Raw genomic sequence first — 18900 nt, forward strand, 5'->3', positions numbered from 1 at the left:
GCACTAGTTTAAAGCGGTATGTCCGTGTACCTGAGCATTCATCACAAGCCCAAAGCCGATTAGCATGGATGCGATCATTGTGCCGCCGTAAGAAATAAACGGCAGCGGTACGCCTACTACGGGAAGCAAGCCCATAACCATAGCTATATTAATAAATACGTGACTAAATAAGATTGAAGTAATACCTATTACCATTAATTTACTAAAAATCTCTCGGCAATTTGCGACAATTAATAAAGAAATAGTTATAAGTGCAAAATATAATATTAGTAAAAACATTCCTCCTATAAAGCCGAACTCTTCAGCGAAGGTAGCAAAGATAAAGTCAGTTTGATGTTCGGGAAGAAAATCCAAATGGCTTTGGCTACCTTGATTTAAACCGCGTCCAAATAGGCTACCTGAACCTATAGCGATTTTAGACTGAATAATATTATAACTAGCACCGAGCGGATCATGTTCGGGATCTAAAAAAACCATTACCCGTTTTTTTTGATAATCATACATCATATTCCAAGCAATAGGTAGGCTAATAAGAGCAGCAAGACCTAGTATTATAAAATATTTTATTCTAAAACCTGCCGCAAAAAATATAATTGCCGAAACAATTAAAACAATCATTCCCGTACCTAAATCCGGTTCTCTAATTATTAGAAAAGCCGGTATTAAAACTCCTATAATAGGTATAATAACTTTATGAAATTTTGTAAGATCATCAATTGTTAGTGAATGGCAATATCTAGCAAGCATTAGTACAACGGCGATTTTTATCGGTTCGGAAGGTTGAAGCTTAACTATACCGATATCAATCCATCTTTTACCGCCCATGGCAGTTGAGCCGAAAAGCTCCACGGCTACTAGTAAAGCGAGTACGCACAAATAAAAGATATACGATAACCTAAATATTATGCGTAAATCAATTAATGCAATAATAATAGCTAAAGGCAAGAATATACAAAAATTTATAATTTGTTTGTAAGCCCAGGGCTGCAAATTGCTATTTGCTGCAGAATAAAGCACAATGAAACCAATACAGCAAATTAAGCTAATTAGTAAAATTAAAGTAATCGGTAATTTTTGTAATTGTTCTAGATAATTTTTATGCATTGTTTTTGTATTCAGTAGAGGTGTTGTATGTCATTCCTGCAAAAGCAGGAATCCAGTACTTTAAAGCTTTTTAAAAGCTTTATTTAAAAAGTAAAACTATATAAAAATCTTGATTTCAAAGATTTTTTGAAAAGCTCAATTTATTTCGCTTTTTCCTGGATTCCTGCTTTCGCAGGAATGACATAACAGGATTCCAGTAACAAATCTGCTAACTAAACCCCAACATCAAACACCTTGAAAATAAATACTAATTCGTCAGCTATCTCTTTCAGATAATCAAAACGACCGGCAGAACCTTTATGTCCCGTCTCCATATTTGTTTTTAATAATAAGGGATTATTATCCATTTTTAGTTCTCGTAATTTTGCTACCCATTTAGCAGGTTCCCAGTAACCTACACGTGGGTCGGATATACCGCAAGTAACGAATAGAGCAGGGTAGTTTTGTGCTTTTACGTTATCATAAGGGGAATATGATTTAATATATTCAAAATATTCTTTCTCTTTCGGATTACCCCACTCATTATATTCCAAGAGAGTTAACGGTAAGCTTTCGTCAAGCATGGTACTCAAAACATCAACAAACGGTACATGCGCGATTGCTGCTCTATAGATTTCCGGTTTTTCATTGAGTACGTAACCGATTAACATACCGCCGGCACTACCGCCCATTATTACTATATTGTTGTTACTTGTATATTGCTCGTGAATTAAAGCTCTACTACAGGCTATGAAGTCTTCAAATGTTCTTTTTTTGGTTAAAAACTTAGCAGCTTCATACCAATCATGACCTAGATCATCGCCACCTCTAATATGAGCAACTGCGTAAATAAAACCGCGATCGGCAAGTGTCACTGCTGTATTTCTAAAATTGACGGGCATAGCGATGCCATAAGCACCGTAACCCATTAGATATAAAGGATTTGAACCGTCTTTTTTAAATAAAGATTTTTTATAAAACAAGGTTATAGGTACTTTTACATCTTCATTATCTGCAAATATTCTCTCTACTTTATACTCCTCCGGGTTAAAGCCTGAAGGTATTTCGTGGCTTTTTAATATCGTTAATTTATCGCTATTAAAATCGTAGCTATAAGTGGTATTGGGTCTTGCTAGAGAAGAGTAATCTATTCTGATATCGTCTTCCTCAAAATTTGTAGAAAAACTACTTGCTTGGAAACTTTCGTCGGGAAAATGAATTGTGTTTTCTTGTAAATCTTTAAATCGCTTTATTTTGATTAGCGGTAAACCTTGGTCACGATAGTTTAAGATTAAATAATTATTTGTAACATTAAAGCTTTTTAAATATTTGTCTTGTTCTTCCTTAATATAAATATCATCCCAATCATCCCAGCTAGTATTTTCAAAATTATTTACTGGCAGTTTTATAACATGGAAATTTTTAGCTTTATAATTAGTTTTAATATAAAAATAATCGCCATGATATTCTATTTCATAGAATATTTTGTTTTCTGCAGCTCGTACTAATTTAGGCGTAAAACTCTCATCCTGCATAGAAATTACGTAAATTTCATTTTCATTATGATCGCCTGAATTTATAAAAATATATTCATGACTTGCTGATTTCTCGCAGCTGATAAAATGAAGAGGGTTTTTTACCTCGAATATTAATTTATCCTGAGTGACCTCTTCACCTAGACGGTGAAACATTAACTTATCCCAGCGTTGATTCTCATTAATAGTAATATAGAAAAAGCCGTTTAAGTGTTCATGCCAAATTATAGTAGGAGCTACAGCTAAATCTCGATCGCTTGATACAAGCGAATTTTGCGGCATTCGCCTATGCTCACGTACATTTGTACGTTCCGTAGGCTCTTCCTGAAATTCATCTTGTTTGAAGCGATCGAGACTTAGCTGTACATTGCCTAATTCATCAGGTAAGTATTTTTGTTCTTTAAGGTTGTATATTTTGATATTGTATTGTTCATTACCTGTAAAATTAACACTATAAGCCATTAAATTGTGATCAGGTGATATTGCAACTGTAGCAACATCAGTGAAACCGCTATTTGGAGCAAGAAGGTTGACATCTAATATTACTTCTTCCGCTGAATCCATATTATTATGCTTTCTGCAATATATCGGATAATTTTTATTCTCCTCTACTCTATTGTAATAGTAATAATCTTTGTTCTTAACATAAACCGATTCATCGTCTAATTTAACCCGTCCTTTTAATTCTTCAAAAATCTTTTCCTTATCATTTTGCAGATCAGCAAAGAAATTTTCGGTATATTGATTCTCAGCTTTTAAATAATCTAAAATTTTAGAGTCTTCTACATTTGGCCACTTAGGATCACGCAGCCAGTGATAATCATCGTTTATTGTTGCTTCGTGAACTTTAAAACTGTCATTTTGTTTGTCTGTGATTGGTGGTTTCATGTTTTTTATTTTTTTGTGTTGTTATGCCTAAAGTCGTCATTGCGAGGAGCCGTAGGCGACGCGGCAATCTAGTAAAATAATAAAACAATTCTGTAATCAGAATTGTTTACTGGATTGCTTCGTCGAAACTTACAGTTTCTTCTCGCAATGACGATTTTGGTATCTATACAACAATGACATCAAATTATTGTAGTGTTAAAATCAAACTAATTAATAGGAATAATACAATCAATATAGCAGTTTGCTGATTATGCCAAGCAGATATTTTACTTAAAATATTATCCCAAATAACCTTAAAATTAAGATATTCTGCCGCATCTTCGTTATTGTCTGCCGTTTCTTTATATTTATCGATACTGAAATATATAAATTTTTCAATATATTTGTATAGGTCAAAGTTTATGTTTTCTGTCGAAATGCGCGGTATTTTTCTAAATATTAAAGCCAATAACAGTGAGATTGCAAGGATAACTAGCTTAAAGTTAGCAGTATGTGATATTTGAATAGGGTAGAATAAACATATGCATAAAGTTATGATGCAGAAAGAGAGGTAGGTTATAGTTCTTATGTCATTCCCGCGAAAGCGGGAATCCAGAAATATTATAAAGCTTTTATTTTTAAGGTTTTTCCTGGATTCCTGCTTTCGCAGGAATGACATAAAGAGAGACGGGAATGACTGAGAACTCTCCATCAACAACCCAAATAATACGGTACAAGTCGCTATCTTGGAAAAGAGCATTACACTATTCTCGTTTAAAATATTAGCTATTTCATCTTTAATATAAGAAGAACTAATAGGCAGTATAGATGTATAGATCAATATACTAATAACAAATCCGCTTAATAAAATAAAATTAATTTGAGTATTCTGAAGATCTTGGTAATTTTTAATATCATACTCATCTTCTATATAAGCGAAATATAAAGCAAATAACCCGTTATATAATATATGTATGAATATAAAGCTTGTAATAAGATAAGCTATATTTGGAGAGTTGATGCTAATAGCCGTTAATATAAAACCAAGCTGTGATACGGTAAGATAACATATTAATCGTTTAAGTTTTTTTTCAATTAGAGAAAATACTAATCCGTAAATGATCATTGATATCCCAAAAAACTTTAGTATCTCAAGACCGCTAAATAATTTTAAAATGATAATTAAAGTAACTTTAGTAGTAAAACTAATTAAATATACAATACCGCTACTTGAAGCTATAGGATAGCAATGAACCACCCAGCCGTTTACAAAAATAGCCGAGGCATTAATTAAACAACCTGCAAGTATGAATATTGCTGGTAACTCAAAATTATTTACTGATGCCGTTAAAGAAGTAAAAGTCGTATTGCTTGTTGTTTGGATTAGAAGAGTCATACCGATTAAGATTAGCCCGCTGCTGAATAAATGAGTGAGAAAATATTGACGTGCCGGTTTTATCTTTAATTGGTCACAAAAAATAATTATGCAGGCAAAAATCGTCATGAATTCAAGCGAGATTATCATGGAAATAAAATCAGCTGCAAATACGCATACAATAGAGGATAAACAGTATAAACTACCTATTAAGCATTCTAATTTTCTATTTTGGGAAATTGTATAAAGATTTAAGATAGCAGTAACAATTAGAAATGCTAGAGCTATTAGCTGATTTTGTGGGTGAAAATCAAACATAAGCTCAAAATTAGTAAGCGGAAATGTACACTTGGTATTTTGAATAAACATTTTAATCTTTAGAAGAAACTGTTAAAACCTCTAGTCCCTGGATTCTCTTAAAGTCTTTTACATTTAGAGTTAATATCGGAAAACCTTTTGTAATAGCTATTGTTGCAATAAGCATATCATGAGTTCCTATAGTTATACGTTGTGTGTATAAATCATGAATAATACGTGCATCATGTATATACTTCTCCAATACCGAAAGGTAATATAGTAAACAGACTTTTTACGTATTCTATAAAAGCTAAACATTTTATACGTTTATTCTCATTCTTGACTCTATCTACTCCTATTAATAGTTCAGTTAACACAATAGGGCTAATATAAGCATGACCGTAATGTGACCATTGCTTAGTACTTACCTTTCTTCTTTCTAAAGCTATGATTATAGCAGTATCAATAATTAATCCCATCTTTCAACCAATTTTTTAATATCTTGTTTAGTATTGTATTGCGTCTTATTTCTTCGAGATTTTTCATGCATTGATCAGCATCTTGAGGATCAAGATGTGGACCATTTTTAAAAGCTTCCTCTAAGTCTCTTACTGCTACAGAAGGCTTGATTTCTGCAGGCGTAATCCTTGCTACGATATGATTACCTTTTTGAACGTCAAAGCTTTCGCCTTTATAGTAAACTCTATTCATAATATCTGAAAAAGATCGTACAAATTCGCTCTAATAATTTGTGCCATCCATATTTATATCTTTGATACTTCAAGATTTGGTACGTCAAATTTCGGGATTCGCCTGTGCTCACGTACTATTTGTACGCTGTGCAGGCGCACTGCTTATTTGACTTCCAACTTTTGAAGTATCTGCGGTATACATAATTATATGATTATGTGTAAATTATGTAAATATGTTTATGTAATATAAGCTAAAAATTCTCTGATTAAGATTTGAATAAAATAGAAAAGAGTTACGGCACAGCAGCACATTATTATACTAATTTGCATAGAGTAGGGGAGTGGTTTTGTTACGCTAGATTCTACTAAAGAAGGTTTATAAATAGAGCTTAATATTTTGAGCAGGTAAAGGCTTGAGAATATACTACTAGCTATTACGACAATCATAACAATGATTTGATTCTGTTCGCTTGCGGCAAGTAATATTGAGAATTTGCTAATAAATCCGCTAAAGATAGGTATACCGATTAATGATAATGAAGAGATAGATATAATAAAAGCAATTAAAGGAAATTCTTTGGATGTACCATGTAAATTCTGTACTTGATCGGCTTTCTTTAAACTGTAAATACTTCCCATACTATAAAATAAGCAGATTTTTGTAAAAGAGTGTGAAACTAAATGGAGTATTGCGGCTCCAAGTGCCTTAGGTGTTAACATGAAAGCACTAAGCAATGCAAGGCTTAATTGGTTCATAGTAGAATAGGCGAGTATTTTTTTGATATTATCCGTGTTTAGGGCTTTGATTGAGCTATAAAATATGCTTACTATCGGTATAAAAGTTAACCAGTTAAACTCGGCAAATATCATTTGTAAATACGATAAACCGAATATATATAATAGGATTTTGTAAATACAAAATAATCCGGTTTTAACCACTATTACGGCATGCAGCAAACTACTAATGGGGTAATGTGCAACCATTGCAGCAGGAAGCCATGAATGCACCGGAAAAATTGCAGTTTTAGCAATACCGCAAATAAACATTAACAATAAAATAATTGACTGGTTTTTGGAAAAATAATTTTCTACTAAACTCCCACTTGCAAAATCTCCGTTACCGGCTTTAGTATAAATAATTATCACTGCCGGTAAAAATAATATCGTGGCAGAAATCATCAGAATTTTTAGATATTTATATAACCCGCTAAGTACTATATTATTTTTGGTATGTCCTATTAAAAAAGCTGTAGAAATAGTTAAAAGCTCATAGCAAATAAACATTGTGAATAAATTGCTAGATAAAGCAATTAAAACACCGATTAGAATAGTTAAGTTAAAGAAAAATAAGAATCTAGAAGAATAGTCTATATTATTAATAGCAAGATATTTAGGAGTGTAAAGTAAAGCACAAATCCATAAAAAGCCTATTAAGCTTAAGAAAATAAGCCCTAAAGGTTCAAGATGGAATCCTATAGAGTAATTACCGAATATATTAAATTCAAATCCTGCTCTAATACCTTTTAAAAACAACCAGTCTATAATTAAAATATTACCAAAGAAAAAAATAGCGATAGTAATAAGTAAAAAATTACGTATAAAGCTATCTTGTTGAGTGGCATACGGGCTAGTTAAGTTTAATGCACCAACTAGCAAAGTTGATAGAATCAAAAGACTCAGAGTAGTAAATTGTGTAATCATGATAAGCTGTTATACTTTTTTTGATAGTATGGTTAGAGCATTACCTGTATGGCTTGCTATGTCATGCCTAGCTAAAAGTGGGAATCCAGAAAAAGCGAGATAAATCGTGCTTTTAGTTTTAAAAACTTACTGTGTTTATATTGTTTAATTACTGGATTCCTGCTTTCGCGGGAATGACAATAGTACCATTTTATAATGGTAAAATAACGATCCTACGGAGCTAAGTAAAATTATAATAAAATCTAATAGTAGATTTTGTGTTAATAATAATTCAAGAATATTTACTTTGATAAAAAATAATGGACTGATAGGTAAGCCACAGCTGCAAATAATAGCAATTATTATTAAAACTTTGTTAGGCTCTCTTTTATAGCTTGCATTATAAGCATCTATCAAGAAAAGAGCTATTTTATTTATACTATCCGCAAGTAATAAACTTGGTAAAACTATTATACCGTTTTCGGTTACGTATAATAAAAATACGTAACCTATTTGAGTGAAACATGAATAAATTATAATATTCTTGAAATATTTTGCTTGGTAAGCAAAATACGGGGCTATAATAAGAGTAGCTAAAGCGATAGGTTTTATAAAATTTGTAATAGCCGTTTTAATTGTCTCATAGCCTATAATAATATAAGTAAATTTATATATTATATATATTCCTATTATAGTAGAAATCCCTGCTAAATATACTAAAATAACTGAAGCCGTGTTATTATAAGCTCTCATCATCCAAAAATGCATAGGGAAAAAAGCTGTTTTTAAAATAGCACCTATTAAGAAAAAACCGATAGCTATAGCGATTATACGGGAATTATTATGTTCTTGTAAATAAGCTGCAATTTCTGCCATATTCAAACTACCCGTAATGCTTAGCAAAAATCCTATAGATATAAGAATAAGAGTTGCACCGATACTACCTATTATCAAATAATCAAAAGCTCCGATTAAAGATTTTGGATTATTACCTGAGGCTATCAGGACATAGCTACTAAGTGCCGAAATCTCTATAAATATATATAGATTAAAAAAATCGTGAGTAGCAATCATCCCTAAATAGCCCGTATGAGCGAATAATAATATACCGTAAAATAAAGATTTTCTATTATTGTTTATATATTTTAAGATAGTTTGATTAGTAATCTTATGACAAAAAACTAAAAAGAATAATAAAACCAAGTTAAGATAAATAATAATAGCTTGGTTTAGTGCATTTAGCCGATATTCTATTCCTGTTTTTGAAGTCCATCCTCCCATGGTATAAGATAGCTCCGTATTTTGTATAATGCTATATCCATAAACACTGACCAAAAGGCTAGATAAAATGCAAACCGTAGTAATTACTCGTGCAAAGGTAATAAAGCGAAAAGATATTATTGAGAGTAAAGCCCCGAATAAAGGGAATAATATTTGTATGATAGGGACATGGTTAGCTAGAATCATTTATCAAAATTAATTTCATTTTCTGATATTGTACCAAAATGTTTATAAATTTGATATATTAAACTTAAAGCTACGCTAAGAGTAGCAAACCCAACTACTATAGCAGTTAGCATTAATACATGAGGCAAAGGGCTAGTGTAAGTAGTGACGCCCTCTTGTAAAATAGGTACACCGCCTGTTTTAATTTTTCCGATACTTAAATAAAATACTAACACCGAACTTTGAAAGATTCCAAGCCCGATAATTTTATGAATATAATTACGACTTGTAAGCATTATAAATAAGCCGCTAGTTAGTAAGATCAAGGCAAAGAAATATATTAAATGATGCATAATTATATTGTCGCTCCTTTTAGTCGCTCGCAATGACGTTGGTAGACATTAATACGCTTTGAAAGATTGATTAAATACGCATGTGACTTTTTTGCCCTTACGTATAGCGAGCTTAGGAAAAACTTGTTCAAGGATCACCATATTAGGATTATCTTGAGCAAGGCGATAATTTACTAAAGATTCTCGCAGTGAATCATCTACAGCAAAAATACCGGAAATTTCAGCGTTTTTATCTCTAAATTGCAGATAAGTAAACTCGCCGTCATCAAAAATTTTAATAGGAGCTATTTCTTCGCTGCCGCTAATATAGTAATTAAAGTTATATTTTTCAGGATGAGTTAGGTCGGGACTTGCTAGGGCAGCAGAAAAAGTTTGCATATGACCGCTCATATTGTCATTTTCGTCATCCGGATAAAGAAACTTTACGTTAAAGACCATTTCAGGATCACGCATATCAAGAGTTTCGGCGGCATATAGTTCAAAGAAGTAAGTCCGTTTATTAGTAATTAAAGTCATATTAGTAGTAGCATCCGGTTCCATCGGTTTAATAAAAATCCTATGACCAGCAGGTACTATTTGCCATGAAGTAGTATCTCCCATAGAAATACTTACTATTTCTTCGTCTCTTGCTAGTTCTATACTTGCTTGATAGCCGTAATATCCTGTGAATTTGAAAACATCGTCAGGGTTATAAGTCATAACTCTTAGACGTGGGTCTCGACCTAGAGGTCGTGATATAGTAAGAGCAAATACATCTAATGTAAGTATTATAAAAGTACAAAATATTATTAGTTGCTTCATATTATTTCTGATTTTTATTCCTTAATAACTTTAGCTTGTAACTAGTAACGGTAAAATTGAACGGCATATCAGGTGATGTACTTGTACTGATAGAATCCATTATAAATCCGATTCTTGCTTCCCATACCATATTTTCTAAAATTGCACCCGTACTATTTTTTGCCAATGATTCAAAAGTAACAACTGCCTCGTTATCGTTTATATTGTTAATTGATAATATATTAATTGAGCGTCTATATAGTTTTTGATATCTTATGACTGGTGATAATGGGTTATCAATATTCATAAAATTAGCAAATTGCATATAAACAATACTCGTAGAAGCATTTTTGATAAAGGTAAATTGTTCTTTTAATATATCGTAATTGTATTCTTCTCGTTGGTTTACATAATTCTGAAGCATAATATTTGCAACAGAGATATAAGGATTTGCTAATATTGAATGTTTAGTATTAGTAACAGCAGCTTGTTTTTCGGCATCATCTTTTATTAAATAACTTACTTTTTTGTTTATTGGTAGCAATATGTGGATATTTATACAAATTAAGGTTAATAATAAGGTAAAAATCGTGCATATTAAAAGCAGCAGACTTCTATGACTTAACGGTAAGATATACTTAAAATTATACCATTTTCTTGCATCAATAAAATATGCGCCGGATTTTATATATTCTTGTATTGCGTTGGTTAATGGGTCCATAATTACTAGATTAATATCTAATTTATTCTGTTTTAACTCTATCATAATTATTATAATAATATGATTATGATTTGTTAATTTAATGTTATTTAAGCTATAAAATAAGTTTATATTGTTGCTACAATACCAAATATTGTTTAACTTTAAAATTAAAATAAATAAATTATAAATTAAAATTATACAATAACAATTATTGATGGTAGTTATTATGTTATACTCGTCCCACTTGAAAAATTGGCGACAATGTCTTTATAAGTCCGCAGGTAGCCACATATTAAGTATACGCTCTGCTCCCAAGCGGCACTTCGTATAACTACTCTTTATTTACTTCAGAGTATAATAGTTTACAATCTTTTGAATATTTTTTTATATTTATAAATAGATTTTTAGATTTTTTCAAAAAATGCTTGTGAACTATCGTATAGTAAGGTAATAAAATAGTAACAAGATAATTTAATAATGTATAATTAGAATGTTAAAATCATTAAAGCTTCTATTAGTATTAATTATGCTTGCTCAATTGTTGTCATGTACCCCTTCAGCTCCTTATGAAATTAAAAGCCCGTGCGTTTCTGCTGATATAGATGATGGTTCAAGTGTAAGCGTAAATCCTTGTATAAGAAGACCTGTTAATTCAGTAAATATAGCATAAAAGTAATAGTTTTACACAATAACAATGTAATAATAAAAATACCTTTGATATGAATAATATATTTGGCTTCTTTAAATCAAGTAATAACTCGCAAAGCGGTTCAGGAGATACACAAACGCAAGAAAGTATTAAATCGGCTAATCCTTTAAAAATTACTCAGAATTGGTATGAAGAGAGATCTGATAAGTTACTTGTTCAACGTAACTTACTTATCATATTAATAATACTACTAATCATTTTTATGGTTATATCGACTTTAGTAATAGCATTTGTAGTAAAATCTAAACAGTTTGATCCTTTTGTTATTCAGCTTAATAGTAATACCGGACGTGCCTCGGTGGTAGAACCTATTGCATCACCGGTGTTAACGGCGGATGAGTCTCTTACAAGGTATTTTATAAAGAAATACATAACGGCACGGGAAACATATAATCCGGTTGATTTTGCGACGCTAGCTCGTACGACAATAAGATTATTTTCAACAAGCAGTGTTTATTACAATTATCTTGGCTATATAAGAAATAAAGATTTTGATCCTACTTTAAAATATAAAGAAGAGAATACTACATTTTTAGTGGTAAAATCATGGTCAAAAATCGCAGCAGATAAATATATAGTTAGATTTTCCGTAAATGAAACATCAGGAAACCAATTAGTTTATAATAAAATAGCGGTAGTAAGTTATGCTTATGTGCCTATGCAATTAACAGATTCAGAACTTGATGTAAATCCGGTAGGGTTTCAAGTTAACGGATATAGGGTAGACGATGACAATAGTTAGATTTTATTTTTTAGTTTTTATATTATTAAGCGGTTTTACAGTACAACGAGAATGTCCATTTGTAGATGATCCATGTAATAGTAGTAATAATTATGTAGATGATTTATCTATAACTAAAGATAATAGGATAAAAACTTATATATATAATCCAAATGAAGTTTATTTATTAGTTTTGCATTTTGGCTTTCAATCGCATATAGAATTTGCTAAAAACGAAGAAATCCAAAATATAATTCTTGGGGATGCTTATGCTTGGAAAATAACTCCTTTGGCAAATAGATTATTTATTAAGCCTCTTGAAAAAGATATTCGTACAAATATGACTATTATAACTAATAAAAGAATATATGAATTTGATATCGCTTCTACGGAACTGATGATGGGTAACGAAAGGGATTTAGTATATGTAATTAAATTTTACTACCCTAAGAAAAATAGTAATTACATGGCAAGATTTTAATCGATGTCATTTCTGCGTAGATACGTCATTGCAAGCAGCCGTAGGCTGCGTGGCAATCTCATGAAATAATACAAACTCCTGAGATTGCGTACGTACAATTGTTCTGCAATTTCCTCGCAATGACGGAAAAACCGATCCACGCAACAATGACAATAAAAACACTTTCACTAATATAATTTAGATATGGCTGAAGAGCAAAATAACAATCATAATACCGGTTCTTTATCAGGAGCAGATTTTCCTGAAGTACAAAGAGAATTATCAAAAGTTTCGGTTAGCTTTAATAAGAGTATTGCGATAGTAGTCGTAATTTGTGGTATTTTTATATATATTTTTTATACTCTTTTTTTCGGTACTGAAAAAGAAGAAATACTGGAGACTCAGATACCGAGTAATATTGTAAAACCTGTTACGGAGGTTGATGATAATATTCCGGAGATTCCAAAGTTACCTGATCCGCCTAAGCTTGAGACGCCCACCGCTCCTCCACCGCCTCCGGTAGTAAAAGTTCCACCGGTCTTACCTCCTACTACTTCTGTAGAAGAGAATAAAGACAAAACGCTTCCATTGCCGCCGGTTTCGTTGCCTTCGACTTCAGGAACGTTAGTTGAGAGTGATGCAGAGAAGCAACGTCGTGACGCAAAAAGAAAATCAGCTATAGTGTTAATTGGTGGTGTAGAGCCTAAAAAAACACCGGAACAGATTACGGAAGAAGCGACCTTTAAAGATCGCGGTGATATGTCTTTGGTTCTCGGACGCGGTAAATTAATTGATGCAGTCCTTGAGACGGCAATAAATAGTGATCTCGGCGGTGAAATAAGAGCCATTATTAGTAGAGACGTATTTTCTGAGAAAGATAAAGTTATATTGATACCGAAAGGGTCAAAAATATTCGGTAAATATGCAACCTCAACTTCGTCAGATAGTTACGGTAGAGTTTCTATAATATGGGATAGAATCGATTTAACTAACGGTTATACTATAGAATTCGACTCACCTGCAGTTGATAATTTAGGTAGACCGGGATTACAAGGAAGAGTTGATAATAAATATAAAGAACAATTTGCAAATGCCGTATTACAATCCGGCTTTAATATAGGGCTTGCTAAAGTCCTTGATAAGTTAGTGCCGCCTCCTATAGATTCTCAGGCAGCGGCTACCAGTAGTGCTACGGCAACACAATTATTAAATACTGCTCAAACTATTGCGTCTAATACCGCTATGGATGCAAATACTAGGATAGTGACAATTTGTACTAATATACTTGCTGCTATTACCGATAAAACTTCGACTGCTTATACTACTATGACTCAAGCATGTACAACCGCACACACTGCTTCTTCAGCGAATACTGCTGAGCAGAGACTTCAAACCTTAGTACAGGCAGTTAATACGGCAGCTTTAAGTTTGCTTACTACTACCTCTATAGCATCAACCCCGACGCAAGCACAACAAGCTTCTACTCAAGCTTTTACGGATGTGACGAATGTTGTACAAAATATGATAACTCAGCAGCAGTTTAAGCCGACGACAACGGTTAATCAAGGTACGCCGGTTAGAATATATGTTAATAAGGATTATAAATTCCCAAAAGCCGTTTTATTAAAATCGAAGGTAATGAAATGAATGAAGAATTTGCAGCCTTAGAGACGTTTTTACTTCCTTTTAAAAATTTATTTGCTGAAGACGGTATTAACGAAATTATGGTTAATAAGCCCGGAGAAGTATGGGTTGAAAAAAAAGGCGATATATATTCTAAGCAAATACCGGAACTGGATAGCGAACATCTACTTGCATTAGGGCGTTTAGTCGCTCAATCTACCGAACAGATGATTTCAGAAGAAAAGCCGCTTCTTTCGGCAACTTTGCCGAATGGCTACCGTATTCAAATAGTATTTCCTCCTGCTTGTGAGATAGGACAAATCATTTATGCTATAAGAAAGCCTAGCGGTATGAATCTAACTTTAGATGAATATGCTAAAATGGGGGCATTTGATGATACTGCAACAGAGAGTTTAGTAGATGAAGATACAGTAATTTTAAATAATTTCTTAGCTGAAAAAAAGATTAAAGAATTTATTAGACATGCAGTCGTTTCAAAGAAAAATATCATAATTAGCGGTGGTACTTCAACCGGTAAAACTACTTTTACTAATGCGGCACTCACTGAAATACCTGCAATAGAAAGATTAATTACTGTAGAAGATGCTCGTGAGGTTGTGCTATCAAGCCATCCTAACAGAGTGCATTTACTGGCTTCCAAAGGAGGACAGGGGCGTGCAAATGTTACTACTCAAGATTTAATAGAGGCCTGTTTGCGTTTAAGACCAGATAGGATTATAGTAGGTGAGCTTCGAGGTAAGGAAGCTTTTAGTTTTTTGCGTGCTATTAATACAGGTCACCCTGGTTCAATATCAACGCTGCATGCTGATAGTCCCGCTATGGCTATTGAGCAGTTAAAGCTTATGGTTATGCAAGCAGATCTTGGTATGCCGCCTGAAGAAGTAAAGAAGTATATTTTAACCGTTGTAGATATCGTTGTGCAGTTAAAACGCGGTAGCGGCGGGAAAAGATATGTTTCGGAAGTATATTATAAGAAGAACAAGAATGCTGAGGAGATGGTTTAAAAACGTCATTGCGAGGAAATTACGAAGTAATTGACGAAGCAACCTCAGGCCACAATCTGAGATTGCCAAGCTCCTTTTAGTCGCTCGCAATGACGTAAAAATTACTCCACGCAAAAACTAATATATAAGCATAAACTAGGAATATCAATTCATGGAATGGCATAAGATACTTAAAGTTACTAGAAATATATTTGGTCATGCTATAATTCATCCGGTTGTTATTTTTTGTACCATTTGGATAAGCGGTGCATTTGTTGCAATTTTTACTAATGAGGTTGGAGCTTTAGGTGTAGATATAAATGCTATAAATATTGCTTATAAGTGGGCTTACTGGATTGTTAACGTTTGGGGGCAGTTAAAAATTGCCGACTATAATTATTTAAAATGGAAGCTACTTGCCTCTCTTCTCGGTCCGGCTATTATTGTTATAATATTTTACATTAAAAATTTTGAAAGAATAAAATCATTACAATTTTTCAAACAAAATGAAAAAGTATATGGAAATGCAAGCTGGGCTAGTTCGTCAGATATAGAGGCTGCGGGTCTTAGATCTAAGAAAGGTATGCTGATCGGTGTTGATGCCGGTGGATATTTTGTTGCAGACGGGTTCCAGCATGCTTTATTATTTGCTCCTACCGGTTCAGGTAAAGGTGTAGGGTTTGTAATACCTAACTTGTTATTTTGGGGTGATTCGGTAGTGGTGCATGACATAAAGCTCGAAAATCACGAGTTAACAAGTGGTTGGCGTGAGAAGCAAGGGCAGAAAGTTTTTGTATGGGAGCCTTCTAATCCTGATGGTGTTACGCATTGTTATAATCCGATTGATTGGGTTAGTACTAAGCCTGGTCAAATGGTTGATGACGTTCAAAAAATTTCAAATCTTATAATGCCGGAAAAGGATTTTTGGAATAATGAGGCACGAAGCTTATTTTTAGGCGTAACTCTATATTTAATAGCCGATCCTACTAAAACTAAATCTTTCGGTGAAGTAGTGCGTACTATGAGGAGTGACGACGTAGTTTATAATCTAGCGGTCGTACTCGATACGTTTGGTGGTGTAATACATCCTGTTGCATATATGAATATTGCTGCATTTTTGCAAAAAGCCGATAAAGAGCGTTCCGGCGTAATATCTACAATGAACTCATCGCTTGAATTATGGGCAAATCCACTTATTGATTCAGCTACAGCATCTTCTGATTTCAATATACAAGAATTTAAAAAAGTAAAAACAACCGTATATGTAGGGTTAACACCCGATAATATACAGCGTTTACAAAAATTAATGCAGGTGTTTTATCAGCAGGCGACAGAATTTTTAAGCCGCAAAATGCCGGATTTAAAGGAAGAGCCGTATGGGGTAATGTTCTTACTTGACGAGTTCCCGACGCTTGGGAAGATGGATACTTTTAAAGCCGGTATAGCTTATTTTAGAGGTTATAGAGTTCGTTTATTTTTAATTATTCAAGATACGCAGCAGTTAAAAGGAACATATGAAGATGCAGGGATGAATTCTTTCTTATCTAATGCAACATATCGTATTACTTTTGCCGCTAATAACTATGAAACGGCAAATTTAATATCGCAGCTTGTCGGTAATAAGACGGTAGAACAAAGATCATTTAGTAAACCTTTATTTTTTGATCTTAATATTTCTACTAGAACCCAAAACATTTCTCAGGTTCAAAGAGCTTTACTTTTACCTCAAGAAGTAATACAGTTACCGAGAGATGAGCAAATTGTTTTAATAGAATCCTTTCCGCCTATAAAATCTCGTAAAATTAAGTATTACAAAGATAAGTTTTTTACTAGTAGATTATTACCGCCGACTTTTGTACCTACTCAAGTACCTTTTGACCCTAGGGCAAATAATAATAAGGCTTCTGAAGAGACCGAAACAATAACTGTTCCGGAAAATAATGAGTAAGATCCAAAAATGCGTTCAGCTATTATTGATATCGGTTCAAATGCTTTAAGAGCTGTAGTTTATGAAAGTGATGAGCTTGGAGCGCCGGAAATTTTTAATTATAAATTTAGAAATTATCTTACAAATTTACTTAATTTAGATAATTTAGACGTAAAACATCAAACATATTTATCTCTACAATATCTTATTCATATTTTTACCAAACTGTCCGTTACTAATATTAGATGTGTTGCAACAGCTATACTTAGGGGGCATCCTAAAGCAGATGAATTCAAAGCTATAATTAAAAAGAGATTCAATATTGATATTGAAATTATCTCAGGTGAACGTGAAGCTTATTTAACTGCTGCCGGATTAATTTCCGGTATTAGTGATGCTTTCGGTATTGTAGCCGATCTTGGAGGTGGAAGTCTTGAGCTTGCACAGATTGGAAATAAAAAAGTCGGTAAATTAAAATCATTGCCGCTTGGTACAAAAATTATTGCTAGTAGCAATTTTGGTGATGTCGGGCTGATTACTAAAATGCTAGAGGAAGAATTTGGAGCTGCACATTATCCTAATTTATATTTAATTGGCGGTGCATTACGTCTAATGAGCCGTATATACATGGAGTCTATAAATTATCCCCTTAAAAATTTACATAATTTTGAAATAAATCGTGTAGAGTTTGAGTTATATTTAGAGAAATTATCGCAAATCGATAAATTAAAGCTGAGTTATTACGAGCAGCAAGCCATAAATTATAATGCAGTTTTAGTAATAAAAGCAATGATTAAGGTATTTTCACCGGAAAAAATTATTATCTCAAATTACGGTTTAAAAGAAGGAGTAAGATTTGACTCGTTGCCGTCTCATGAAACAGAAAAAGATATTATTTATGAGAGGGTGAAGAGATTAGTAAAATTTGATAGAAATATATGTAAAATTGAAAAATATATTGAAGCAGTACAATATCTTTTAATTAATTCCGATGCTACGACTCTTATTATTATTGAACTCGCTATAATGCTAGCACAATATAATAAAAATATTGATAAAACGCTCAGAGCAAATTTTGTTTCGGAATTTATATTATCTTCAGATATTCCTTTTAGTCATAGACAGCGTCTTATGCTAGGTATTGCCCTTACGGTTACTTATACTGCTAAAACTGACATGCAGATTAATAAAATAGCTAAGAAAATGATTAGTAAAAGTGATTATTACAACAGTCATATAATCGGTTATTATATAAAAATTGCTAGAGAAATTGATGGGCCGGAATTTCAAGAGCCTTCTTTTTCGATTAAATTAAAAGACAATAAATTTTTACAAATTAATGCTTCAAATATCTTGCCTAAACAAGTCTTTGAAAAGGTTTGTGAACGTTTAAAAGATATAAGTTCTGCTAGAAAAAATATTAGGTATAATTTTAGTGATTAGGGTTTTTTTGTTATAGTGCCGGATAGTGTTCGAAAAGCCAGTGATGTCATCCCTGCGAAAGCAGGGATCCAGGCTAAAAAAATCTTGATTGCAAAGATTTTTTTATTATGTTGTTTCACTTTTAAAGTAAAATCTTTAAAAAGCTTTAAAGTACTGGATTCCTGCTTTCGCAGGAATGACATAAAAAGCGCCACACAACAAT

At 32.6% G+C, this 18900-nt stretch carries 16 protein-coding genes and 3 pseudogenes; 7 read left to right on the plus strand and 12 right to left on the minus strand.

Annotated elements, in window-relative coordinates; translation table 11 throughout:
- Positions 1-3 precede the first annotated feature (3 nt).
- From rodA to A3305_RS05175, 11 genes and pseudogenes are all read right to left on the minus strand, one after another.
- Positions 4-1104 carry a rod shape-determining protein RodA gene (gene rodA / locus A3305_RS05120; protein WP_014392027.1) on the minus strand — a complete coding sequence of 367 codons (1101 nt, stop codon included), beginning with the start codon at positions 1102-1104 and terminating at the stop codon, positions 4-6.
- Positions 1105-1316: 212 nt separating this feature from the next.
- A complete protein-coding gene (locus A3305_RS05125) occupies positions 1317-3506 on the minus strand; it encodes a prolyl oligopeptidase family serine peptidase (protein WP_014392028.1) in 2190 nt (729 codons plus the stop codon).
- Between the two features lie 184 nt (positions 3507-3690).
- The gene (locus tag A3305_RS05130) at positions 3691-5229 is read right to left on the minus strand and encodes a proton-conducting transporter membrane subunit (RefSeq protein ID WP_014392029.1); all 1539 of its coding nucleotides are present in this window, start codon (positions 5227-5229) and stop codon (positions 3691-3693) included.
- Between the two features lies 1 nt (position 5230).
- A pseudogene (gene vapC / locus A3305_RS08950) lies at positions 5231-5636 on the minus strand (ribonuclease VapC).
- A pseudogene (locus A3305_RS05145) lies at positions 5627-5868 on the minus strand (antitoxin). The pseudogenes vapC and A3305_RS05145 overlap by 10 nt, the downstream one beginning before the upstream one ends.
- A 56-nt stretch (positions 5869-5924) precedes the next feature.
- Positions 5925-6054, minus strand: a pseudogene (locus A3305_RS05150) (palindromic element RPE5 domain-containing protein); the annotation flags it as partial.
- Positions 6055-6086: 32 nt separating this feature from the next.
- Positions 6087-7550 (minus strand): proton-conducting transporter membrane subunit, encoded by a 1464-nt coding sequence (locus A3305_RS05155; RefSeq protein WP_014392031.1) that lies wholly within the window; start codon positions 7548-7550, stop codon positions 6087-6089.
- Between the two features lie 144 nt (positions 7551-7694).
- Positions 7695-8996: a proton-conducting transporter membrane subunit gene (locus A3305_RS05160; protein WP_014392032.1), complete on the minus strand. Its 1302-nt coding sequence runs from the start codon at positions 8994-8996 to the stop codon at positions 7695-7697.
- Positions 8993-9328: a Na+/H+ antiporter subunit C gene (locus tag A3305_RS05165; RefSeq protein WP_014392033.1), complete on the minus strand. Its 336-nt coding sequence runs from the start codon at positions 9326-9328 to the stop codon at positions 8993-8995. Before A3305_RS05165 ends, A3305_RS05160 begins: the two co-directional genes overlap by 4 nt.
- Positions 9329-9376: 48 nt before the next feature.
- Complete coding sequence (virB9, locus tag A3305_RS05170) at positions 9377-10129, minus strand: P-type conjugative transfer protein VirB9 (protein WP_010977039.1); 753 nt, start codon at positions 10127-10129, stop codon at positions 9377-9379.
- A gap of 1 nt (position 10130) precedes the next feature.
- On the minus strand, positions 10131-10829 hold the full coding sequence (locus A3305_RS05175) for a virB8 family protein (RefSeq protein WP_014392034.1): 699 nt from the start codon (positions 10827-10829) through the stop codon (positions 10131-10133).
- A gap of 472 nt (positions 10830-11301) precedes the next feature.
- Between A3305_RS05175 and A3305_RS05180 the strand changes: the two genes are divergently transcribed.
- The 7 genes from A3305_RS05180 to A3305_RS05210 all read left to right on the plus strand — a co-directional run bounded on the left by A3305_RS05180 (position 11302) and on the right by A3305_RS05210 (position 18698).
- Positions 11302-11481 (plus strand): DUF2706 domain-containing protein, encoded by a 180-nt coding sequence (locus A3305_RS05180; RefSeq protein WP_014366024.1) that lies wholly within the window; start codon positions 11302-11304, stop codon positions 11479-11481.
- A gap of 49 nt (positions 11482-11530) precedes the next feature.
- Positions 11531-12262, plus strand: coding sequence for a virB8 family protein (locus tag A3305_RS05185; RefSeq protein ID WP_014392035.1), 732 nt, complete (start codon positions 11531-11533; stop codon positions 12260-12262).
- The gene (locus A3305_RS05190; protein ID WP_014392036.1) at positions 12249-12722 is read left to right on the plus strand and encodes a TrbG/VirB9 family P-type conjugative transfer protein; all 474 of its coding nucleotides are present in this window, start codon (positions 12249-12251) and stop codon (positions 12720-12722) included. Before A3305_RS05185 ends, A3305_RS05190 begins: the two co-directional genes overlap by 14 nt.
- Before the next feature lie 183 nt (positions 12723-12905).
- Entirely contained in the window at positions 12906-14348 is a 1443-nt protein-coding gene (locus A3305_RS05195) for a TrbI/VirB10 family protein (protein ID WP_014392037.1), read from the plus strand.
- Positions 14345-15349: a P-type DNA transfer ATPase VirB11 gene (gene virB11, locus A3305_RS05200; RefSeq protein WP_014392038.1), complete on the plus strand. Its 1005-nt coding sequence runs from the start codon at positions 14345-14347 to the stop codon at positions 15347-15349. The genes A3305_RS05195 and virB11 overlap by 4 nt, the downstream gene beginning before the upstream one ends.
- Before the next feature lie 151 nt (positions 15350-15500).
- Positions 15501-17276, plus strand: a complete 1776-nt coding sequence (locus tag A3305_RS05205; RefSeq protein ID WP_014392039.1) for a type IV secretory system conjugative DNA transfer family protein — start codon at positions 15501-15503, stop codon at positions 17274-17276.
- 9 nt (positions 17277-17285) lie between these two features.
- On the plus strand, positions 17286-18698 hold the full coding sequence (locus tag A3305_RS05210) for a Ppx/GppA phosphatase family protein (RefSeq protein WP_014392040.1): 1413 nt from the start codon (positions 17286-17288) through the stop codon (positions 18696-18698).
- Here the strand turns inward: A3305_RS05210 and A3305_RS11535 are convergent.
- Entirely contained in the window at positions 18695-18880 is a 186-nt protein-coding gene (locus A3305_RS11535) for a hypothetical protein (RefSeq protein ID WP_041860501.1), read from the minus strand. The two genes, A3305_RS05210 and A3305_RS11535, sit on opposite strands and share 4 nt — an antisense overlap.
- Positions 18881-18900 lie beyond the last annotated feature (20 nt).

It is taken from the genome of Rickettsia amblyommatis, from assembly GCF_002078335.1.
In the GTDB taxonomy this organism is placed as follows: domain Bacteria; phylum Pseudomonadota; class Alphaproteobacteria; order Rickettsiales; family Rickettsiaceae; genus Rickettsia; species Rickettsia rickettsii.